Source organism: Neisseria sp. P0006.S004 (genome assembly GCF_051963015.1).
Taxonomy (GTDB): Bacteria; Pseudomonadota; Gammaproteobacteria; order Burkholderiales; family Neisseriaceae; genus Neisseria.
In genome coordinates this window covers 362,764-381,007 of sequence record NZ_JBQCUS010000001.1, presented here as the reverse complement: position 1 = coordinate 381,007, position 18,244 = coordinate 362,764, and the positions used below count along the sequence as shown (strand labels likewise).

19 protein-coding genes and 2 tRNA genes are annotated in these 18,244 nt (G+C 49.2%); 10 read left to right on the top strand and 11 right to left on the bottom strand.

Translation table 11 applies throughout. The features are described from left to right. Positions 1 to 86: 86 nt before the first annotated feature. From panB to ACTHR2_RS01805, 3 genes are all read right to left on the bottom strand, one after another. Positions 87 to 878, bottom strand: a complete 792-nt coding sequence (gene panB / locus ACTHR2_RS01815) for a 3-methyl-2-oxobutanoate hydroxymethyltransferase (RefSeq protein WP_004521070.1) — start codon at positions 876 to 878, stop codon at positions 87 to 89. A 127-nt stretch (positions 879 to 1,005) separates the two neighbouring features. Further along, a tRNA-Thr gene (locus tag ACTHR2_RS01810) sits at positions 1,006 to 1,081 on the bottom strand. Between the two features lie 36 nt (positions 1,082 to 1,117). After that, positions 1,118 to 1,193: transfer RNA gene (locus ACTHR2_RS01805), tRNA-Thr, on the bottom strand. Positions 1,194 to 1,409: 216 nt separating this feature from the next. On the opposite strand from ACTHR2_RS01805, the gene ACTHR2_RS01800 reads away from it, so the two are divergent. Both ACTHR2_RS01800 and ACTHR2_RS01795 read left to right on the top strand, forming a co-directional pair. Next, positions 1,410 to 2,204, top strand: coding sequence for a polyamine aminopropyltransferase (locus tag ACTHR2_RS01800; protein ID WP_003685283.1), 795 nt, complete (start codon positions 1,410 to 1,412; stop codon positions 2,202 to 2,204). Between the two features lie 39 nt (positions 2,205 to 2,243). Beyond that, a complete protein-coding gene (locus ACTHR2_RS01795) occupies positions 2,244 to 2,882 on the top strand; it encodes an alpha/beta hydrolase (RefSeq protein ID WP_263341631.1) in 639 nt (212 codons plus the stop codon). A gap of 129 nt (positions 2,883 to 3,011) precedes the next feature. On the opposite strand, the gene ACTHR2_RS01790 is transcribed toward ACTHR2_RS01795, so the two are convergent. The 3 genes from ACTHR2_RS01790 to folB form a co-directional block, all read right to left on the bottom strand. Beyond that, entirely contained in the window at positions 3,012 to 3,548 is a 537-nt protein-coding gene (locus ACTHR2_RS01790) for an NUDIX hydrolase (RefSeq protein ID WP_263341630.1), read from the bottom strand. 85 nt (positions 3,549 to 3,633) lie between these two features. Beyond that, entirely contained in the window at positions 3,634 to 4,281 is a 648-nt protein-coding gene (locus ACTHR2_RS01785; protein ID WP_263341628.1) for a nuclease-related domain-containing protein, read from the bottom strand. Positions 4,282 to 4,327: 46 nt separating this feature from the next. After that, the gene (gene folB, locus ACTHR2_RS01780) at positions 4,328 to 4,678 is read right to left on the bottom strand and encodes a dihydroneopterin aldolase (protein WP_263341626.1); all 351 of its coding nucleotides are present in this window, start codon (positions 4,676 to 4,678) and stop codon (positions 4,328 to 4,330) included. Positions 4,679 to 4,735: 57 nt separating this feature from the next. Here folB and plsY point away from each other — a divergent pair, with 57 nt between their 5' ends. Continuing rightward, on the top strand, positions 4,736 to 5,347 hold the full coding sequence (gene plsY / locus ACTHR2_RS01775) for a glycerol-3-phosphate 1-O-acyltransferase PlsY (protein ID WP_263341624.1): 612 nt from the start codon (positions 4,736 to 4,738) through the stop codon (positions 5,345 to 5,347). Positions 5,348 to 5,420: 73 nt separating this feature from the next. Here the strand turns inward: plsY and ACTHR2_RS01770 are convergent, their stop codons facing one another. The 3 genes from ACTHR2_RS01770 to ACTHR2_RS01760 all read right to left on the bottom strand — a co-directional run bounded on the left by ACTHR2_RS01770 (position 5,421) and on the right by ACTHR2_RS01760 (position 8,158). Continuing rightward, positions 5,421 to 5,948 carry a single-stranded DNA-binding protein gene (locus tag ACTHR2_RS01770; protein ID WP_049332709.1) on the bottom strand — a complete coding sequence of 176 codons (528 nt, stop codon included), beginning with the start codon at positions 5,946 to 5,948 and terminating at the stop codon, positions 5,421 to 5,423. Between the two features lies 1 nt (position 5,949). Next, the gene (locus ACTHR2_RS01765; RefSeq protein WP_263341568.1) at positions 5,950 to 7,332 is read right to left on the bottom strand and encodes an MFS transporter; all 1,383 of its coding nucleotides are present in this window, start codon (positions 7,330 to 7,332) and stop codon (positions 5,950 to 5,952) included. Between the two features lie 202 nt (positions 7,333 to 7,534). Next, positions 7,535 to 8,158 carry a lytic transglycosylase domain-containing protein gene (locus ACTHR2_RS01760; RefSeq protein WP_263341566.1) on the bottom strand — a complete coding sequence of 208 codons (624 nt, stop codon included), beginning with the start codon at positions 8,156 to 8,158 and terminating at the stop codon, positions 7,535 to 7,537. A 173-nt stretch (positions 8,159 to 8,331) separates the two neighbouring features. Here ACTHR2_RS01760 and ppx point away from each other — a divergent pair, with 173 nt between their 5' ends. The 6 genes from ppx to ACTHR2_RS01730 all read left to right on the top strand — a co-directional run bounded on the left by ppx (position 8,332) and on the right by ACTHR2_RS01730 (position 13,604). Then, positions 8,332 to 9,840 carry an exopolyphosphatase gene (gene ppx, locus ACTHR2_RS01755; protein WP_263341563.1) on the top strand — a complete coding sequence of 503 codons (1,509 nt, stop codon included), beginning with the start codon at positions 8,332 to 8,334 and terminating at the stop codon, positions 9,838 to 9,840. A gap of 87 nt (positions 9,841 to 9,927) precedes the next feature. After that, entirely contained in the window at positions 9,928 to 10,299 is a 372-nt protein-coding gene (rbfA, locus tag ACTHR2_RS01750) for a 30S ribosome-binding factor RbfA (protein ID WP_003685554.1), read from the top strand. 7 nt (positions 10,300 to 10,306) lie between these two features. Beyond that, on the top strand, positions 10,307 to 11,173 hold the full coding sequence (locus ACTHR2_RS01745) for a hypothetical protein (protein ID WP_440375278.1): 867 nt from the start codon (positions 10,307 to 10,309) through the stop codon (positions 11,171 to 11,173). A gap of 65 nt (positions 11,174 to 11,238) precedes the next feature. Further along, a complete protein-coding gene (truB, locus tag ACTHR2_RS01740) occupies positions 11,239 to 12,153 on the top strand; it encodes a tRNA pseudouridine(55) synthase TruB (RefSeq protein ID WP_263341558.1) in 915 nt (304 codons plus the stop codon). A gap of 22 nt (positions 12,154 to 12,175) precedes the next feature. Further along, positions 12,176 to 12,802: an NAD(P)H-hydrate epimerase gene (locus ACTHR2_RS01735; protein ID WP_440375277.1), complete on the top strand. Its 627-nt coding sequence runs from the start codon at positions 12,176 to 12,178 to the stop codon at positions 12,800 to 12,802. A 112-nt stretch (positions 12,803 to 12,914) separates the two neighbouring features. Continuing rightward, a complete protein-coding gene (locus ACTHR2_RS01730) occupies positions 12,915 to 13,604 on the top strand; it encodes a suppressor of fused domain protein (protein WP_049332696.1) in 690 nt (229 codons plus the stop codon). Positions 13,605 to 13,679: 75 nt separating this feature from the next. Here the strand turns inward: ACTHR2_RS01730 and ACTHR2_RS01725 are convergent, their stop codons facing one another. Beyond that, complete coding sequence (locus ACTHR2_RS01725; protein ID WP_440375276.1) at positions 13,680 to 14,039, bottom strand: CrcB family protein; 360 nt, start codon at positions 14,037 to 14,039, stop codon at positions 13,680 to 13,682. Between the two features lie 82 nt (positions 14,040 to 14,121). Beyond that, positions 14,122 to 14,799, bottom strand: coding sequence for an energy-coupling factor ABC transporter permease (locus tag ACTHR2_RS01720; protein WP_440375339.1), 678 nt, complete (start codon positions 14,797 to 14,799; stop codon positions 14,122 to 14,124). Between the two features lie 164 nt (positions 14,800 to 14,963). Here ACTHR2_RS01720 and ACTHR2_RS01715 point away from each other — a divergent pair, with 164 nt between their 5' ends. After that, positions 14,964 to 18,026: a DNA translocase FtsK gene (locus ACTHR2_RS01715; RefSeq protein ID WP_440375275.1), complete on the top strand. Its 3,063-nt coding sequence runs from the start codon at positions 14,964 to 14,966 to the stop codon at positions 18,024 to 18,026. The last annotated feature ends 218 nt before the right edge of the window (positions 18,027 to 18,244 follow it).

The following is an 18,244-nucleotide window of genomic DNA, read 5'->3' as shown; positions in this document are numbered from 1 at the left end:
CATCAACGGAAATCACGCGCCGATTATACGCTTTTATTCATTAAAAAGGCCGTCTGAAATAAGTTTCAGACGGCCTGGAGTTTATTTTATCCGGCAAACGTATGTTCGACAGATGGGAACGTTTTTGCTTTGACTTCGTCCACATAGGCTTTGACCGCAGCTTGAACGCTGTCTTTACCCTGCATAAAGTTCTTCACGAATTTGGCTGTTTTGCCGGGGAAAATGCCGAGCATATCGTGCATCACCAAAACCTGACCGTCGCAATCCACGCCTGCGCCAATACCGATGGTCGGGCAAGAAACGGTCTCGGTTACTTTTTTCGCCAATTCCGCAGGAACGCACTCCATCAATACGATTGCCGCACCTGCAGCATCATGCGCTTTGGCATCGTTGAGCAACGCTTCCGCCTTATCGCCGCGGCCTTGAACTTTATAGCCGCCGAATGCAAACACGGATTGCGGGGTCAGGCCGATGTGCGCGCAAACAGGAATGCCGCGCATTTGCAGAAATTCAGTGGTCTCCGCCATCCAGACGCCGCCTTCGAGTTTGACCATATGCGCGCCGGCCGCCATCAATTCGGCCGCCGCCGCAAATGCCTGCTCTTTGCTCTGCTGATACGCGCCAAACGGCAAGTCGCTAACAATCATTGCATTTTGAGTGCCGCGAGCCACGCATTCAGTGTGGTAGCACATATCCTGCAAGCTCACCGGCAAAGTGGACTGACGACCTTGCACCGCCATGCCCAAAGAATCGCCGACCAGCAGTACATCTACGCCGGCATTGTCCATTAGCGCGGCAAAGCTGGATTCATAAGCGGTCAGCATGGCGATTTTCTCGCCCTCTGCTTTCATTTTTTGCAAAGTGTTTACGGTAATCATGGTGTTGTGTGTTCTGCCCGACGGGCAGCCCTTTGTTATAAATGGAAACGCGGTATTATAAGGTCTGCTTTTAAAATATCAAAGCATAAGCAAAAAGCCCGACTGCTTTCACAATCGGGCTTTTAATTGGTGCCGGCACCAAGAGTCGAACTCGGGACCCCCTGATTACAAGTCAGGTGCTCTACCAACTGAGCTATACCGGCTTACTGAAATGCTTTGCGGCACCATCAGTCTTTAACTGGTGCCGGCACCAAGAGTCGAACTCGGGACCCCCTGATTACAAGTCAGGTGCTCTACCAACTGAGCTATACCGGCAAGGAAGTCGGCATTATGCCGATAAGTTCCCATCTTGGCAAGCATTTTAAAACAAAGTTACTCACGAAATTATAAAAACCAATGATTTTAAAGAAAATTAAATACACGCCTTATCTTTCCATCCAACACGCTCAAAGGCCGTCTGAAAACCGCTCCAGCGCAAAACATTATTGTTTCTGTTAAAATAACGCCTTCTACATCTTTCCGTCTTTGCCCATGCCGCCCCGCCATCCTTACCGCCGCCTACGCCCAGCCAAATCCCATCTGCCCGAAGTCGGCATTTCCGAAGAAGGTAATATCCGTTCCCTGCACTTGGGCAGCGACACCATTCAAAGCTCCATGAATGTCGATCACCCGTCCGAGCTGGTGTTGTCGTACAGCCGCGCCATGATGGGTTGGCTGCTGTTTGCAGAAACCCCGCCCAAACACATCACCCAAATCGGCTTGGGCGGCGGCTCGTTTGCCCGTTGGATAGATAGCTATCTGCCCCACACCAAGCAAACCGCCATTGACATCAATCCGCAAGTCATCGCCGTAGCGCGCAGCCTGTTTGAATTGCCGCACGAAGGCGAAAATTTTGAAATTATCGAGGCGGATGGTGCGGAATATATTAAAGTGTTCCGCCACAATACCGATGTGATTTTGGTAGATGGTTTTGACGGCGAACAGATTATCGATGCTTTGGTGGAAGAACCCTTCTTCCAAGACTGCCGCAATGCCCTCTCTCCAGACGGCGTATTTGTTACCAACTGGTGGAGCGGCGATCAGCGTTATCAACGCTTTGTCGAACGCCTGCTCAACGTCTTTGACGGCCGCGTGCTCGAGCTGCCTGCCGAAAGCCACGGTAACGTAGCGGTCATGGCGTTCCAAAGCAGCCCCAAAGAGCAAAATCTTGACAACCTGAAAAAACGCGCCGAAAAATTAAGCGAAAAATACGGCTTGGACTTCAAACGGATGCTTGCTGATTTGAAAGCCAACAATCAAAACAACGGCAAGAATTTTTATCTGTAAGCCGTTTCAGGCCGTCTGAAAATAAACAAGGATACTCTCATGCTCAAACCCGACATCATTCAAATCCCCGGCCCGGCCGGTTTGCTGGAAACCATCTACCTGCCAAGCACACAAGAATCCGCCCGCGGCGTTGCCGTCATCAACCACCCCAATCCCCTGCAAGGCGGCACCAACACCAACAAAGTCATCCAAACCGCCGCCAAAGCCCTCAGCCAACTCGGTTTTCATTGCTACCTGCCCAATTTGCGCGGCGTAGGCAATAGCGAAGGCGAACACGATTACGGCCGCGGCGAAACGCAAGACTGTATTGCCGTTATCGACTACGCCCGCGCTCAACATCCTGATGCGCCGCAATTCGTACTGGCCGGTTTCTCATTCGGCGGCTACGTTTCCACCTTTGCCGCCCAAGAACGCACGCCTGATTTGTTGTTACTGATGGGCGCAGCCGTCCATCACTACACCGATCGCCCGGAACCATCAGACGTTCCCGATGTCGCCAAAACATTGATGATTCATGGTGCGGAAGACGAAGTCGTCGAAATCAACAAAGCCCTGACCTGGGCAGAACCACAAGGCCTGCCTGTTATAACCATTGCCGGTTCGTCCCACTTCTTCCATGGTAAACTCATCGTTTTGCGCGATACGATTACACGGTTTGCACCGGCTTTATTAGGTTAAAATCCGGCTACAAAATAAAACAAGGCCGTCTGAAAGCTTTTTCAGACGGCCTTGTTTGTATGAAACCTTATTATCTAAATATCAGGCTCAAGTATTCAGAAATCCATCAAGGATTTTCTGCTTAACATATCAATTCTGAGTCAACCAATACTGCAAACCAATCAAAGTCTTACCATCTTTGATTTCATTATTTGCCAATGCATTGCGCACCTCTTCCTTGCTCATCAGGACGGTTTCTGTAATTTCATCTTCATCATTGCTCAATTCGCTACCCAAACGCACGCCTTGCGCTTGGTAGAGATACATTTTTTCATCGCAAAAACCGACTGCAGTATAAAAGGAGTACAACAGTTTAACGCTATCGGCGACATATGGCGTTTCTTCCGCCAACTCACGCAAAGCGCATTCGGCAGGATCTTCGTCCGCCACATCCAATTTACCCGCCGGCAATTCCAACGTCGCCTGATCGGCGGCATAACGCCATTGGCGTACCAAAACAACTTTACCGTCTTCCGTTTCAGCCAACACACATGCAGCACCCGGATGACGGATCACAACTCGTTGGCTTTCGTTGCCGTTGGGCAGGCGAACCCGATCGCGGCTGATGGTAACAAAAGAACCTTCGTAGATTGGCTCACTGCTTAATTTAGTTTCTTTCAAATCCATTTTTTACCTCATTTCCAAATTATTAAATATTAAAGGCCGTCTGAAATTTTACAGAAATAAACTCAGAGGATGACTTTTCTAATAGTTACCGCTGATGTCGTTGTTGCAAACGCTCCGTATGTGTTCGCAGCTTTTCACTATTTGCTTGGTAGTAACTTGAAGACAATACAGCAACTATTGCCTCTACCTCATGAGGAAGCAATAAGGCCGTCTGAAAATTCTTAATATAAGCCGCCGCCTGCCTAATACGGCAAACATTTGGTGGCATTTTCGATTTCAACTCACAATCACCTAAGAAAACTACCATTGAATGAAACTTCTCCTCAGGAAATTGCAATAGTTCTGACAATGCTTTGATATGAGCATAATTCTGATGCAACGGGTTTTGAAAATAATGTTTCTGTTTATAGATGATTTGCGTCCATTTAGATTGCTTTTCACTACCAAAAATCCAACCTGTGTAATTTTTAGTTTCTATCACAAATATCCCAAAGATTGAGACATAAATATGATCAATTTGTGTCGTACCATCTCGAGATGGAATAATTAAATCGTGAAACTCAAAATAAGTTTTCTCATCTAAATTTTTTCCAATTACAGAACGAACTGCTATTTCCCCCATGCTTCCCTTTATTTTAGGATTTCTCAACAGTGCTTTTAATAAAAGCAAAGGAATAATGATCAGAAAAATCCAAAATATACCTGACATACTTCCCAATATTTGTTCAATCATGACGTTTTCTTTTTTATTTAAAACTAAAAATTTATATATTTATGGTTTATTCCCGAGCGCGTTCAATCTCAATACCGACCTGGGCCACATCTGGCAAGATACCCGGTTTCACAATACGGACACGCACTTTGGCCGCACCAAAATCATTTAAAATCAATTGGGCGATATGTTCCGCCAAAGTTTCCAGCAGTAAAAAATCCTGTTCGGCAAGGCTGAGGCGTACGACTTCGCATACTTCGCCATAATGGATGGTGTCGCCGATATCGTCGCTCGTGCCGGTACGCTCGGGAACACTGATTTCCAAATCCAAAATCAAAGTCTGTTTACGCTCGCGTTCCCAATCATATACGCCGATTAAAGTATCGGCCTTCATGCCGTACAAAAAGATTTTATCCATTTGCCTGTCCGTTTTTTTGATAGAATTACCGTTCCCATTTTAAGTAAAGCACCCAAAATGTTCAATGTACTTGCTATTATTGCCGCCTATCTTATCGGCTCCCTGTCTTTTGCCGTCATCGTATCAAAATATTACGGCATGGACGATCCGCGCACTTACGGCTCCGGCAACCCCGGTGCCACCAACGTCTTGCGCAGCGGTAAGAAAAAAGCGGCCGCACTGACCCTGCTCGGCGATGCAGTAAAAGGCTTGGTTGCCGTCATCTTGGCACGCTGTCTGCAAGATGCTTTAAATTTGTCTGATGCAACGATAGCCCTGGTCGCCATCGCCGCATTGGTCGGCCATATGTGGCCAATATTTTTCAGTTTTAAAGGCGGCAAAGGCGTAGCCACCGCATTAGGCGTCTTGCTCGCCCTCTCCCCTGCAACCGCCCTGCTCTGCACATTGGTTTGGCTGGTCATGGCGTTCGGTTTCAAAGTGTCCTCCCTCGCCGCACTGGTCGCCACCGTCTGCGCCCCTATCTTCGCCTTCTTCATGATGCCACACGCCTCCTGGGCATGGGCAATCGTATTCATTGCCGCATTGGTGTTGTACCGCCATAAAAGCAATATTCAAAACCTGATTCAAGGCAAAGAAAGCAAAATCGGAGATAAAGCCGGAAAATCTTAAAAGCGTAGATACATTCAAATAAAAGGCCGTCTGAAAAATATACTTTCAGACGGCCTTTTGTATTGTTCAATGATTAAAACGGAATATCGTCGTCGATATCATCAACCGGAGCGGTCGGTTGTGCCGGGGCAGGACGACGGGCTGGGGCGGCTGGGGGTTCTTGCGCCGGGGCAGATTGGTATTGCTGTTGTGGCGCTTGTTGGTAACTGCTTTGGCTTGAATGACCGCCTTGGTTGTAGCCGTCATCGTATGGTGCGCCGCCGCTGTTGTCGTTGCGGCCGCCAAGCATTTTCATTTCGTTGGCGATGATGTCGTAAGCAGTGCGCTCAATGCCGTCTTTGCCTTGGTATTTACGGCTTTGGATACGGCCTTCCAGGTACACTTGGCTGCCTTTACGCAGGTATTGACCGGCGATTTCGGCGAGTTTGCGGTACATGGTGATGTTGTGCCATTCGGTACGTTCTACGCGTTGGCCGTTACGGTCGTTCCACGTTTCGCTGGTGGCAACGCTGAAGTTACAGACGGCCTCGCCGTTGGGCATATAGCGGACTTCCGGGTCGCGGCCGAGACGGCCGATGAGGATAACTTTATTCAATGACATTTTACACTCCTGTGATAATTTTTTCGGCGGCCTCTTGGTCGAATCCTTTTTGCAAGGCCTTGATATAAATGGTTTGTTTATCTGCGCTAAAGCTGATGCTTTCAACGCCTTCAATTTCGGTCAATTTTTGGTAGAGCAGATCCGAATTTTGTTGCCATTCGGCGTTAAGCGGATAGCTGAGGTTTTTGACAGGTTTCGGTGCCGGCGAAATGACTGCCAATACCAGCCACAACAACATCAATACGCTACAAAAGGCAAATACGCCTACAAAACCGTATTTTTGGAACAATAAACCACCGGTTGCGCCGCCGACAAATAAGCCGACCGACTGCATGGTGTTATACACGCCCATCGCAGTGCCTTTCAAATCGGACGGAGCGATTTTCGATACCATAGACGGCAGGCTGGCTTCCAATACATTGAAACCAATAAAGTAAACAATCAGATAAGCGGTAATCAACCAGACCGAGTGCATGCCAAACAGCAAACCGATTTGCGCCGCGGCAATGCAGACGATACCAAGGATAAACACTTGTTTGAGCTTGTTGCGCGTTTCGCCGACGATAATCAGCGGCACCATAATAATCAGGCCGGTAATGGTTGACGGCAGATAAACTTGCCAGTGATGGATTTTTTCCAAACCCAACTGCGTCATGGCAAACGGCAATGCAGTAAATAAAGCCATTTGCGCCGCATGCAAGGCAAAAATACCGAAGTCGAGATTGAGCAGTTGGCGGTTTTTCAATACCTCGCCCATACGCGAAGGCTGCGCCTGCGTATCTTCGTGCATTTTTGACACTTCGGGATCAGGGGTCATCCAAGCAACCACTCCGATACTGATTACAGTCAGAATACCGGTCAGCGCAAACAGGCCGGATACGCCGATAAAGCTGGCAATCATCGGCGCAAGCACTAGGCTGACGGAGAAGGTCAAGCCGATACTCAGGCCGATCATCGCCATCGCACGCGTCCGCACTTCATTACGGGTCAAATCCGCCAGCAAAGCCGTTACCGCCGCACTGACGGCACCCGCGCCTTGAATGGCACGCGCGGCAACCAACATCTGCAGGCTGTCGGCAACTGCGGCCAAAAAACTACCCGCCGCAAACACAATCAGGCCGGCATAAATCACTTTTTTACGGCCGAACTTATCGGAAGCTATGCCCAAAGGCAGTTGCAGCAAAGCCTGTGTCAACCCGTAAATACCCATCGCCATACCGACCAGCGCTTTATTGTTTTCTGCGCCGGGCAACGAAGCGGCATACATCGCCAAAACAGGCAACACCAAAAACATCCCCAACATACGCAGTGCGTAAACGCCGGAAAGTGTGGTACTGGCACGCCACTCGTGCGGAAACATTTGAATGCGGTTATCTCTTGCCATAAATAGTGTTTCAGACGGCCTCAAGTTTGAGAAAGGCCGTCTGAAAGTGTGAATTAACAGATTTTTCGATTATACAGGATTCAAAGGAATTGCATGGGGTCAAATCGCAAGCCGTTTATCGCAAACCTGCTTCATCGGTATAAAACGGTTTCAACTGAAAACCAGCATCACGCAACATCTGCCCTATCCCATTTATCCCGAATCAACCCCACTGCCATCTATTTCGCCACGCGCCTAACACGGCATTCGGATATTTGTTACTGCCCAAGCTGCCGTTAAACCTTGCCAAAGCGCGGACAATATTGCCTTTTTCGATATTGTTGTAATGGCGCAGAATGGTGCAGCCATAGCGCAGATTGGTGCGGATATCGAAAAGGTTGTGCGACGGATTGCCGATATAGTTTTTCCAAAACGGCATCACCTGCATCAAACCGCGCGCGCCCACGCCGCTAATCGCATATTGGCGAAACGCACTTTCCACTTCAATCAAGCCCAAAATCACTTGAGTATTGAGTCCGGCCCGGCTGCTTTCGTATTGAATATTGACCAACAGACGGCGGCGCTCGCCCTCATCGGGAATAAAGCGTGCCAATCGGGAAGACATCGCCGCCAACCAACGTTCCCCTTCCCTCGAATCGGCAAACACCAGCCGCGCAGGGCTGGCGCTATTGATTGAGCTGCGCATCACGGAAGCCACATCATCGGCCAGCGTTTCTTCACGTTGCGCCCCAGACCATGCGGTCGCAGGCGTCAAAAGCATGGCTCCGCCGACTTGCAACAGGCGGCGGCGCGATAAAAATAAGGAATCTTGGTTTTCCGATTTCATGTGTTTTCTCTTTTTAGGCCGTCTGAAAAGTTCAGACAGCCTTTGATATATTGGCTTAAAATCGGCATTATAAAATACATCTATGAGCAGAATCAAAGAGCTGTATACCTTTTATTGTCAAGTGATACAGCCTCAAGTAACATTTAGGTTTTTCTAATCAACCGGTATTTTTTATGACCACCACTCCCGCCAACGTTTTAGCCTCCGTCGACTTGGGTTCCAACAGTTTCCGCCTGCAAATTTGTGAAAACAACAACGGCCAGCTGAAAGTCATCGACTCGTTCAAACAAATGGTTCGCTTTGCCGCCGGCTTGGACGAACAAAAAAACCTGAGCGAAGCCTCTCAAGAACAAGCCTTGGAATGCTTGGCAAAATTTGGCGAACGCCTGCGCGGATTCCAGCCTGAAAACGTGCGTGTGGTGGCCACCAATACTTTCCGCGTTGCCAAAAACATCGCCCAATTCCTACCCCGTGCCGAAGCGGCACTGGGTTTTCCCATTGAAGTGATTGCCGGCCGCGAAGAAGCGCGTCTGATTTACACCGGCGTAGTGCATACCCTGCCGCCCAAAGGCGACAAAATGCTGGTTATCGACATTGGCGGCGGTTCGACCGAATTTGTCATCGGCTCGGATTTGCAACCGCTGACCACAGAAAGCCTGCCTTTGGGCTGCGTAACGTACAGCATGCGCTTCTTCCAAAACAAAGTAACCGCCAAAGATTTCCAAGCCGCCGTTTCCGCCGCGCGTATCGAAATCCAACGCATCAGCAAACTGATGAAGCGTACTGGTTGGGATTTCGCCATCGGCACGTCCGGTTCGGCAAAATCCATACGCGACGTTTTGGCGGCCGAATTGCCGCAAGAAGCCGACATTACTGCCCAAGGCATGCGTTATCTTGCCGATAGGATTATCGAAGCCGGTTCGGTTAAAAAAGCCAAATTTGAAAACCTCAAACCTGAACGCATCGAAGTTTTTGCAGGCGGATTGGCCGTGATGATGGCCGCTTTTGAAGAACTCTCGCTGACCAAAATGACCGTTACCGAAGCCGCCCTCCGCGACGGCGTGTTCTACGACTTAATCGGCCGCAGCCTCAATGTCGACATGCGCGAGCAGACAACGGCAGAGTTCCAAAAACGCTACCACGTCAGCCTCAACCAAGCCAAACGCGTTGCCGATACCGCGCAAGCCTTCATGAACAGCCTGTGCCACGCCAAAAACGTAACCGTTCAAGAGCTTGCCCTGTGGAACCAATACCTCAGCCGCGCAGGCCGTCTGCATGAAATCGGCTTGGATATTGCCCATACCGGTTATCACAAACACTCCGCCTACATTCTCGAAAACGCCGATATGCCGGGCTTCTCACGCAAAGAGCAAACCATTTTGGCGCAACTGGTTATCGGCCATCGCGGCGACCTTAAGAAAATGGCGGACATTATTGGTAGCAACGAAATCATGTGGTGTGCCGTATTGTCCCTGCGCCTGGCCGCCCTCTTCTGCCGCTCGCGCCTGCCGCTCGATTTACCGCCGCAAACCCAGCTTCGCATCGATGAAAACAACCACAGCTTTATCTTGCGCATCAACGCCCAATGGCTGGAGCAACACCCCCTCATCGCCGATGCGCTGGACTACGAAAGCGCGCAATGGCAAAAAATCGATATGCCTTTCTCGGTTCAAGCACAATAAACCGCGCTCCGTTATAATAGGCAGCTGTTCAAAATCCAAACCGCAGGCCGTCTGAAAACGACAGCCTGTCATACATCAAGGAAAACCATGAGAAAACCCCAACGCGGCTACGCCCGCCAAGACCGTGTCAAAGAACAAATCATGCGCGAACTGGCCGAACTCGTCCGCACCGGTCTGAAAGATCCGCGCGCAGGCTTCATCACCATCAACGAAGTCGAAGTTACCCGCGATTACAGCCACGCGACCGTGTTCTACACCGTCCTCGACGACAGCACACGCGACATCACCGAAGAAGCTTTGGAACACGCCAAAGGCCATTTGCGCAGCGAATTGGCCAAACGCATCAAACTCTTCAAAACGCCCGAGCTGCACTTCAAATACGACGAATCACTCGAACGCGGCATGAGCATTTCCAGCCTGATCGACCAAGTGGCGGCGGAAAAACCGGTTGAAGATTAAGAAATCTATGATGAAAAAATGGCTTGTATCTATTTTATTTGCAACAGCGTCCTATGCCTTTTCCACGCCTTTATCTTTTAATTGGAAGCAAAATAAAGCCGAAGTAACAGAGATAACTGATATTCCATCTGGCGTGACAGAAACAAATGATGTTTCATCCAACGTGATAGAGTATAGGTATTTCATTCAATTAACCAAACGGGGAATAAGCAACTTTGTACTGTCTTACGGCAACCGTAATATTATTTCTATCAATGATTACAAACCTAGCGAAGAAGATGTACTCTCTTCACAAACTCTGCCACCCCTTGTTTTACTAATTAATCAATCAGGACAAGCTGTTGATATTATCAACTGGAAAGATTTTTACACTCAATCAAAGAAAATAAGCCTTGAGAAGAAAAGTATTAGTAAAGATGACTTGGAGGAATTAAACAATCTAGAAATACAAAATGCCATAAAACAAAAAAAGATGGACAATCCATGGAGTTACTGGATATGGCTTTGGGCGGATATTAACCCTGACAAACTACCTGCACCATCTCAGAAAAATTTTTCTATCTTAGGCATGCCGTATATTCAAACAAGTTCTTATCAATTGATAAATCAGACTGATCAAGAGATAACATTACGATACCAATCTCAAGTTAATATAGATCAGACTGCTGATATCGGCAACGAAAGCTTCTTGAAAACAGATAAGGTAACTACGAAAGAACTGATAGATGCAGACCAACTTTTCAAAAGTGTAACGGTAACCGCAACATTGGCAAAGCAAACCATGCAACCAAAATCTGTAGAGGTTTCTGAAGTTTCTTCATTTCCATTTATAAAAATCAAGCGGACAACTTATCGCTTTAAATGGTTCAACTGATAATAAAATGCCGTCTGAAAATATAAAACTCTTTTTTCAGACGGCATGTTCCTTAAAAAAACGCTATGACAGCCAAACCCACCAAACGCCCGGTCAACGGCGTTCTTCTCCTCGACAAACCTGAAGGCCTTTCCAGCAACACCGCCCTGCAAAAAGCGCGGCGGTTGTTCCGTGCCGAAAAAGCCGGGCATACCGGCGTACTTGACCCTTTGGCCACAGGGCTTCTGCCTGTTTGCTTCGGCGAAGCGACCAAGTTTGCCCAATATCTGATTGATGCCGACAAAGCCTATACCGCCACGCTGAAACTGGGCGAAGCCAGCAGTACGGGCGATGCAGAAGGCGAAATCATCGCCACCGCACGCGCCGATATTTCATTGTCCGAATTTCAGACGGCCTGCCAAGCATTAACGGGCGATATCCGCCAAGTGCCACCTATGTTTTCCGCCCTCAAGCACGAAGGCAAACCGCTGTACGAATACGCACGCAAAGGCATCGTTATCGAACGCAAAGCGCGCGACATCACCATTTACTCCATTGATATCACTGAATTTGATGCACCCAAAGCCGTGATAGACGTACGTTGCAGCAAGGGTACCTACATCCGCACCCTCAGCGAAGACATCGCCAAACATATCGGCACATTTGCCCACCTGACCGCCCTGCGCCGTACCGAAACCGCAGGCTTTACCATTGCCCAAAGCCACACGCTCGAAGCCTTGGCAGAATTGGACGAAGCCGAACGCGATGCCCTGCTGCTGCCTTGCGATGTCTTGGTACAACATTTCCCCAAACTGGAGTTAAACGACTACGCCGTTACCATGCTCAAATACGGCCAACGCCCCCAGTTTACCGAAGACATTTCCGCCGAACAGCCCATCCGTGTGTACAGCCGAGACGGCACATTTATCGGACTGGTGGAATATCAAAAAGAAATAGGCCGTCTGAAAGCCTTGCGCCTGATGAATACCGCCGATAAATAACTTCCTGCAAAGAGAGCCGATCATGAAAGTCTATACCGCCGCCCAGATGCGCGAACGCGAACAAGCAGCCGTCAATAAAGGCACAAGCTTCGACCAACTGATGGAAAATGCCGGCAGCTCAGCCGCCCGAGACCTCATGCAGCGTCACCCTCAAGCCGGACGCGCCCTGATCGTTTGCGGCAAAGGCAACAACGGCGGCGACAGCTTAGTCATGGCAAGATATATGCAGGCGCAAGGTTGGCACATCGATATTCTGTTTTCACTCGAAGAAAACCTCTCCCCCTTGGCTCAAACCAATCGCGAACGCCTCAACGGTTTACCTCATATTGAATTGATATCCGTACAAGAACTGGAAGGCCGTCTGAAAAACGGTTACGACATCATTATCGAAGGCATATTCGGTACAGGCTTCAGCGGCGCGCTTCCTGCAGAAATCGCCGCCCTCTGCCGCCAACTCAATCATGCAGACGGCCTAAAAATCGCCCTCGACATTCCCACCGGCCTCAACTGCGACACCGCCGAAGCCGATCCCGATACATTCCGCGCAGACCTGACCTACACCTTTGCCGCCTACAAACCGGCACACTTAAGCGAATCCGGCAAAACCTATTGTCAAGAAACCGTCTGTTTGCCTATTAGCATTGATTAAAAAAGTAAATAAGATGTCATATTTAAATCGCTTTATTTTTAGAAACAACACATTCTAAAAGAAACACACCAATTAATTTACGACCAAATTATCAACGACACGGAAACAGATAATGAACGAACAAGAATACCGCCAAACTTTTAAAGAAGATCAGGCTGTCGGCTGGGAAGCCATCGATGCTGCGCTTAAAGCACTTTATGGTGATGTCAAACCACGCTCCTATGGCCCTATAATCAAATATTGGTTGGGAGGCACCGATCCACTGGACAATAGCGACATTTTTGATTGCGAAGAGCAAACCTTCCATCGCCATATTGTTTCCTACGGCATGAGCGAACTTTACTTTAATCCAGAACTTGCCGGTGCAGATTACAGTAAATGGGGATTTGAATTTACCTTCCGCACTCCCCCTTACGATCAGGATCCAGATTCCGACTACAACACCAAACACGAGCCTTATTGGGCAGTCAATATGATGAATAACCTTGGCCGTTACGTTTTTGAAAGCGGCAACTGGTTTGAAGCCTACCACTTTACTTCAACTAACGGCCCTATACGAATGGATACAGAAACCGCCATCGTCGGCGTAGCCTTCGCACCAGACCCAAAGCTGCCGGCTATCAAAACACCAAACGGTGAAGTTCAATTTCTGCAGATAGTCGGCCTTACTCAGCCCGAGCTTGACTGGCTCTGGCAAGATCCAACAACCAAACGTTGCCAAGAGCTGATCGATATGATGCGCAAAGACAATCCACTGTTGATTACCGATTTAGCGCGCACAAAAAGCTATGTACAACCCTAATTGATTAAACCGAAGGCCGTCTGAAAACAGATTTTCAGACGGCCTTTAGTTTATATTTCAAATAAAAATAACAACTTACTTCCAAATCTGCGCCAATTTAATCCCCAGCGCCGTCAAACCAAACGAACCGAAAACATGCAGACAGGTTGCCATCACAGCCATGCCCCAACGTTGCGCCTGCATCAAACCCACCATCTCCACTGAAAAACCTGAAAATGTGGTCAAACTGCCGAGAAAGCCGGTAATCCAAAGCAAACGCCATTGCGGATCGGTTAAGAGTTCTGCCAATACGCCGATCAGCAGCGCGCCCAGCCAGTTTGCCGCCAATGTACCGATAGAAAAAGGCGCAGAAGACACCAGCACCAAGCCAAACAGCCAACGCAATACAGCTCCGACAGCGGCACCGCAAACAATGGGAAAAATATAAGCAAACATAACAAGTTAAAAATTCAATTCAAAAAACAGGCTATCCGGTCATTTAGGCCGTCTGAAAACCAAGCAAGGATGCCTTCATATCTTATTGCCAAATCTTAGGCGCGGATTTCAAATACCTGTCGTCATCAAAAGTACAAATCCATTGCGGCTTGAGCGCGATAAAAATGGCTGTTGAAATACCGCTCAAAAATGCCTCTGCCCAAGCGATTAAGAAGAAAACAGGAAAAGCAGTTTTCCACAATACCGCCGTATCAAACACATCCGCCCAGTCCAACAAGCCGACTAAAATTACGCCGGTAAACACCATACCGACCGCCGCAGCCCAAAAACCATTCAGAAAAATAAAGATAAAGATATTGGCAGGCAAACGCGACACCCAATGGCGGAAACCCAAGTTCACCAACAAAGGCGGAAGCAATACGGACAAGGCATTGATGGGAAACATATGCCAATCGCCCCAAAGCCACAAATACGGAGAAAACAGCAAAACGCCAAGGCAGAAAGCGGCAGAGGTGCCCAGCATTAAAGCCGTCAGGTTTAAAGCAAGCAGATGATAGCTCATGCCGGCCAGTTGCCCGCTTTCCGGGGAGGCATTCAAACTCCAAGCCAGCGGCAACATCACGGCAGCCACCAAGAATGCGGAACGATGCTGCGATACCGACACCCATGCCTGCTTTGCACACAAAGCAAAAATCACCAGCAACACAGGCCATGCCGCCATCACGACACCGACGGGAAACCATCCGTTTTGAAAAATCATCATCTCATCCGCAAAATGTTCAGACGGCCTATTATACGCGTCTCAAGCCATAGCTTTGACAATCCTGTCTGCCTTTGCCGTTAAAGCTTGTTTCGGCTGGTTTTGTTTACCCGAAAAAAGCGTTAGAATAACGGACTTTGCCGTTTAATTAAGGGGATGGACGCATGCTTTGGACAATATTGGCTTTAATTCTGCTGGCTGTCATAGCCGGCTTGTTCTGGTGGCGCCAGAGACAAGAGCAAAAGTGGCGCCAAGAATTAGCCCGACTCAGTGGCGACGAACAAGAAATAAACGAAGAAGACAGCCCGGTCGGTTTTTCCGGCCAACTGGACAGCCTGAAACGTTTATTCAGCATAAACAAGCGCACTGCCGACAACCATAAAATCGCCCGCATCCGCCTGCTTTCCGCGCTCGAACACAACAAAATGCAACGCACCGAAACAAACGAAGAGCACACAGCAGAGCCTTTTGCCGAAGAGCCGGAACACATTGCAGCTACTGAGGAAGAAATCAAAGTTTCGCCTAAAACCCGTAAATCTGCCAAGCCGGAACGTATTCCTAAAATCACGCCGTTTGCACAGATGGAAGCTCCCGAATACAGCCCGTCTTTGGTGCAAAACAGCAATTTTGAAGAAATCACATTAGAAGAGGCCACACGTTCCCTACACGAAGCAGCAGTTGAAGAATGGAACGAGCATTTGGCCGAAAAAAATGCGCCGATTTACAAAGACGAAGTCGAAACCCCATTGCTGCGCGCTTCATCCCTGCCGATGACCGGCATGGAAATCATCGACTATAACGACCCTATCTTGCGCCGCACACGCGAGCGTGCCTTGGCGCGTGCCAACAATGTCCGCGTGGCAGAAGCCAATGCGCCGCATATCGAAACCGTTCAGACGGCCTTAAGAACTGCCGAAAAAGAAGCCATCCTCCCCTATACTTCCATGCAGGCATTCCCTTCTGAAATCCAAGCGGAAGATATTCACGACAACCTTGCCCGCCGTACCGCCGCACGCCACAAACTGGCCGCGGCCGTCGCCCCTTTGCGCGACTACTCTCCGCGCACCATCGAAAATGACGAAATTCTGGCCAACTTGGGACAAATCAGCCGTCCTGCCAGCCTGCGCCGTCAAGTTCGCCATACCGAAGCGGCCGCTGAAAGATGGGCGCGTAAACGAGCTGCCACGGAAGCTGTTGCACCACAACCTGCCGCACCGGCAACGCCGTCCCGTCCGAAACCGGCTGCGCCTGTTAAAAAATCCCCTTATATCTCCCGACCTGCCGCGCCAAACGCAACCGTAGTCGAGCCGCCTGCCGTACCGGTTGTCCCGATGGCGAAAACCGATATTCCCGAGCCGCCCGTTTTCCAAACCTCGATTGCGCCGATTGATATTCCCGAGCCGCCTGCTTTCGAACATAAAATCCAAGTGCCGATTTTTGATTCGCAAGTCAATGCGCATGTTAGCAATCAGCCTGAACGCAGTATCCGCGATTATTTAATCAGCGAATCTGCGGAAGAAGAAACAGAATTCGATGGTGAGCCGGAAGCGCCTGTACAAGCGGAAACAGAAGCGATTCAAGCGGTTGAAACGATTGAACCTGTTGAACCTGTTGAACCTGTTGAAACAATCGTAAGGCCGTCTGAATATACACAGACAGTCATTGAAACGCCTGTGCAAACCGTAGAACCAAGCGTTCAAGAGAGTACGCCAAGCATAGCTATTCCAACTTCGGCAACACTGACCGATGCGCTTCTACCGACCACTGCCCTGCTCCTGCCGCCGCAGTTTGACCCAAGCGCCTCGCAAACTGAAGAACAGCTGCTGGAAAACAGCATTACCATCGAAGAAAAACTGGCCGAGTTCAAAGTTAAAGTCAAAGTGATGGACTCCTATTCCGGCCCGGTCATTACGCGTTATGAGATTGAGCCTGATGTCGGCGTACGCGGCAGTGCCGTTTTGAACCTTGAAAAAGACTTGGCGCGCTCGCTTGGTGTAGCTTCCATCCGCGTGGTGGAAACCATCCCCGGCAAAACCTGCATGGGCTTGGAATTGCCTAATCCAAAACGCCAAATGATCCGCCTGAGCGAAATCTTCAATTCGCCTGCGTTTACCGAATCCAAATCCAAACTGACACTTGCCCTCGGCCAAGACATTACCGGCCAGCCTGTTGTGACAGACTTGGCCAAAGCGCCGCATCTTCTGGTTGCCGGTACGACCGGTTCGGGTAAGTCCGTAGGCGTGAACGCCATGATTCTGTCCATGCTCTTCAAAGCAACACCTGAAGACGTGCGCATGATTATGATTGACCCGAAAATGCTGGAGCTGAGCATTTACGAAGGCATTCCGCACCTGCTCGCCCCCGTCGTGACCGATATGAAGCTGGCCGCAAACGCCCTGAACTGGTGCGTCAACGAAATGGAAAAACGCTATCGCCTGATGAGCTTTATGGGTGTGCGCAACCTTGCCGGTTTCAACCAAAAAATTGCCGAAGCCGCCGCGCGTGGCGAAAAAATCGGCAGCCCGTTCAGCCTCACGCCTGAAAATCCTGAACCATTGGAGAAACTGCCGTTTATCGTGGTCGTGGTAGATGAGTTTGCCGACCTAATGATGACTGCAGGCAAAAAAATTGAAGAACTGATTGCCCGCCTCGCCCAAAAAGCACGCGCAGCTGGCATCCATTTGATTCTTGCTACCCAACGCCCAAGCGTGGATGTCATTACCGGCCTGATTAAAGCCAATATTCCGACACGCATTGCCTTCCAAGTATCCAGCAAAATCGACAGCCGAACGATTCTTGACCAAATGGGCGCGGAAAACCTGCTCGGTCAAGGCGATATGCTGTTCCTGCCGCCCGGCACCGGCTATCCGCAACGCGTACACGGCGCGTTCGCATCCGATAATGAAGTACACCGCGTAGTGGAATACCTGAAACAATTCGGCGCACCTGACTATATCGACGATATTTTAAGCAGCGGTTCGACCGAGGACTTTACCGCTACCAGCCGCAGCAACGACAGCGACCTCGATCCCATGTATGACGAAGCCGTTTCCGTTGTCTTAAAATCGCGTAAAGCCAGCATTTCCAATATCCAACGCCAACTGCGCATCGGCTACAACCGCGCAGCCCGCCTGATTGACCAAATGGAAGCCGACGGTATTGTTTCCCCCGCGGAAAACAACGGCAACCGCACCATCTTGGCGCAAAGCAGCGACCATCTGGATTAATTTATCCTTGTATAAAATCAAGGTCGTCTGAAAACTTTCAGACGGCCTTTTTTATCAGATAATCAGTTCAAAGATTCCGATTAAATAAATAATCTGTAAATAATATTACCAACAAAACCAAATGCTTTTGCATTAACGGCATTTGCTTCGCTATTAAATAAACCCAGCCTCAATAAACAAAACTCGACCTGCCAGATATACCCCTATTCATTTGTCGC

Excerpts from the sequence above, each read along its gene's own strand:
- plsY (WP_263341624.1), top strand. The coding sequence starts at position 4,736 with ATGTTCAATGTACTTGCTATTATTGCCGCCTATCTTATCGGCTCCCTG.
- panB (WP_004521070.1), bottom strand. The coding sequence starts at position 878 with ATGATTACCGTAAACACTTTGCAAAAAATGAAAGCAGAGGGCGAGAAA.
- ACTHR2_RS01745 (WP_440375278.1), top strand. The coding sequence starts at position 10,307 with ATGATGAAAAAATGGCTTGTATCTATTTTATTTGCAACAGCGTCCTAT.
- ACTHR2_RS01795 (WP_263341631.1), top strand. The coding sequence starts at position 2,244 with ATGCTCAAACCCGACATCATTCAAATCCCCGGCCCGGCCGGTTTGCTG.
- ACTHR2_RS01730 (WP_049332696.1), top strand. The coding sequence starts at position 12,915 with ATGAACGAACAAGAATACCGCCAAACTTTTAAAGAAGATCAGGCTGTC.
- ACTHR2_RS01790 (WP_263341630.1), bottom strand. The coding sequence starts at position 3,548 with ATGGATTTGAAAGAAACTAAATTAAGCAGTGAGCCAATCTACGAAGGT.
- ACTHR2_RS01725 (WP_440375276.1), bottom strand. The coding sequence starts at position 14,039 with ATGTTTGCTTATATTTTTCCCATTGTTTGCGGTGCCGCTGTCGGAGCT.
- ppx (WP_263341563.1), top strand. The coding sequence starts at position 8,332 with ATGACCACCACTCCCGCCAACGTTTTAGCCTCCGTCGACTTGGGTTCC.
- folB (WP_263341626.1), bottom strand. The coding sequence starts at position 4,678 with ATGGATAAAATCTTTTTGTACGGCATGAAGGCCGATACTTTAATCGGC.
- rbfA (WP_003685554.1), top strand. The coding sequence starts at position 9,928 with ATGAGAAAACCCCAACGCGGCTACGCCCGCCAAGACCGTGTCAAAGAA.
- ACTHR2_RS01720 (WP_440375339.1), bottom strand. The coding sequence starts at position 14,799 with ATGATTTTTCAAAACGGATGGTTTCCCGTCGGTGTCGTGATGGCGGCA.
- ACTHR2_RS01760 (WP_263341566.1), bottom strand. The coding sequence starts at position 8,158 with ATGAAATCGGAAAACCAAGATTCCTTATTTTTATCGCGCCGCCGCCTG.
- ACTHR2_RS01735 (WP_440375277.1), top strand. The coding sequence starts at position 12,176 with ATGAAAGTCTATACCGCCGCCCAGATGCGCGAACGCGAACAAGCAGCC.
- ACTHR2_RS01715 (WP_440375275.1), top strand. The coding sequence starts at position 14,964 with ATGCTTTGGACAATATTGGCTTTAATTCTGCTGGCTGTCATAGCCGGC.
- ACTHR2_RS01765 (WP_263341568.1), bottom strand. The coding sequence starts at position 7,332 with ATGGCAAGAGATAACCGCATTCAAATGTTTCCGCACGAGTGGCGTGCC.
- ACTHR2_RS01785 (WP_263341628.1), bottom strand. The coding sequence starts at position 4,281 with ATGATTGAACAAATATTGGGAAGTATGTCAGGTATATTTTGGATTTTT.
- ACTHR2_RS01800 (WP_003685283.1), top strand. The coding sequence starts at position 1,410 with ATGCCGCCCCGCCATCCTTACCGCCGCCTACGCCCAGCCAAATCCCAT.
- ACTHR2_RS01770 (WP_049332709.1), bottom strand. The coding sequence starts at position 5,948 with ATGTCATTGAATAAAGTTATCCTCATCGGCCGTCTCGGCCGCGACCCG.
- truB (WP_263341558.1), top strand. The coding sequence starts at position 11,239 with ATGACAGCCAAACCCACCAAACGCCCGGTCAACGGCGTTCTTCTCCTC.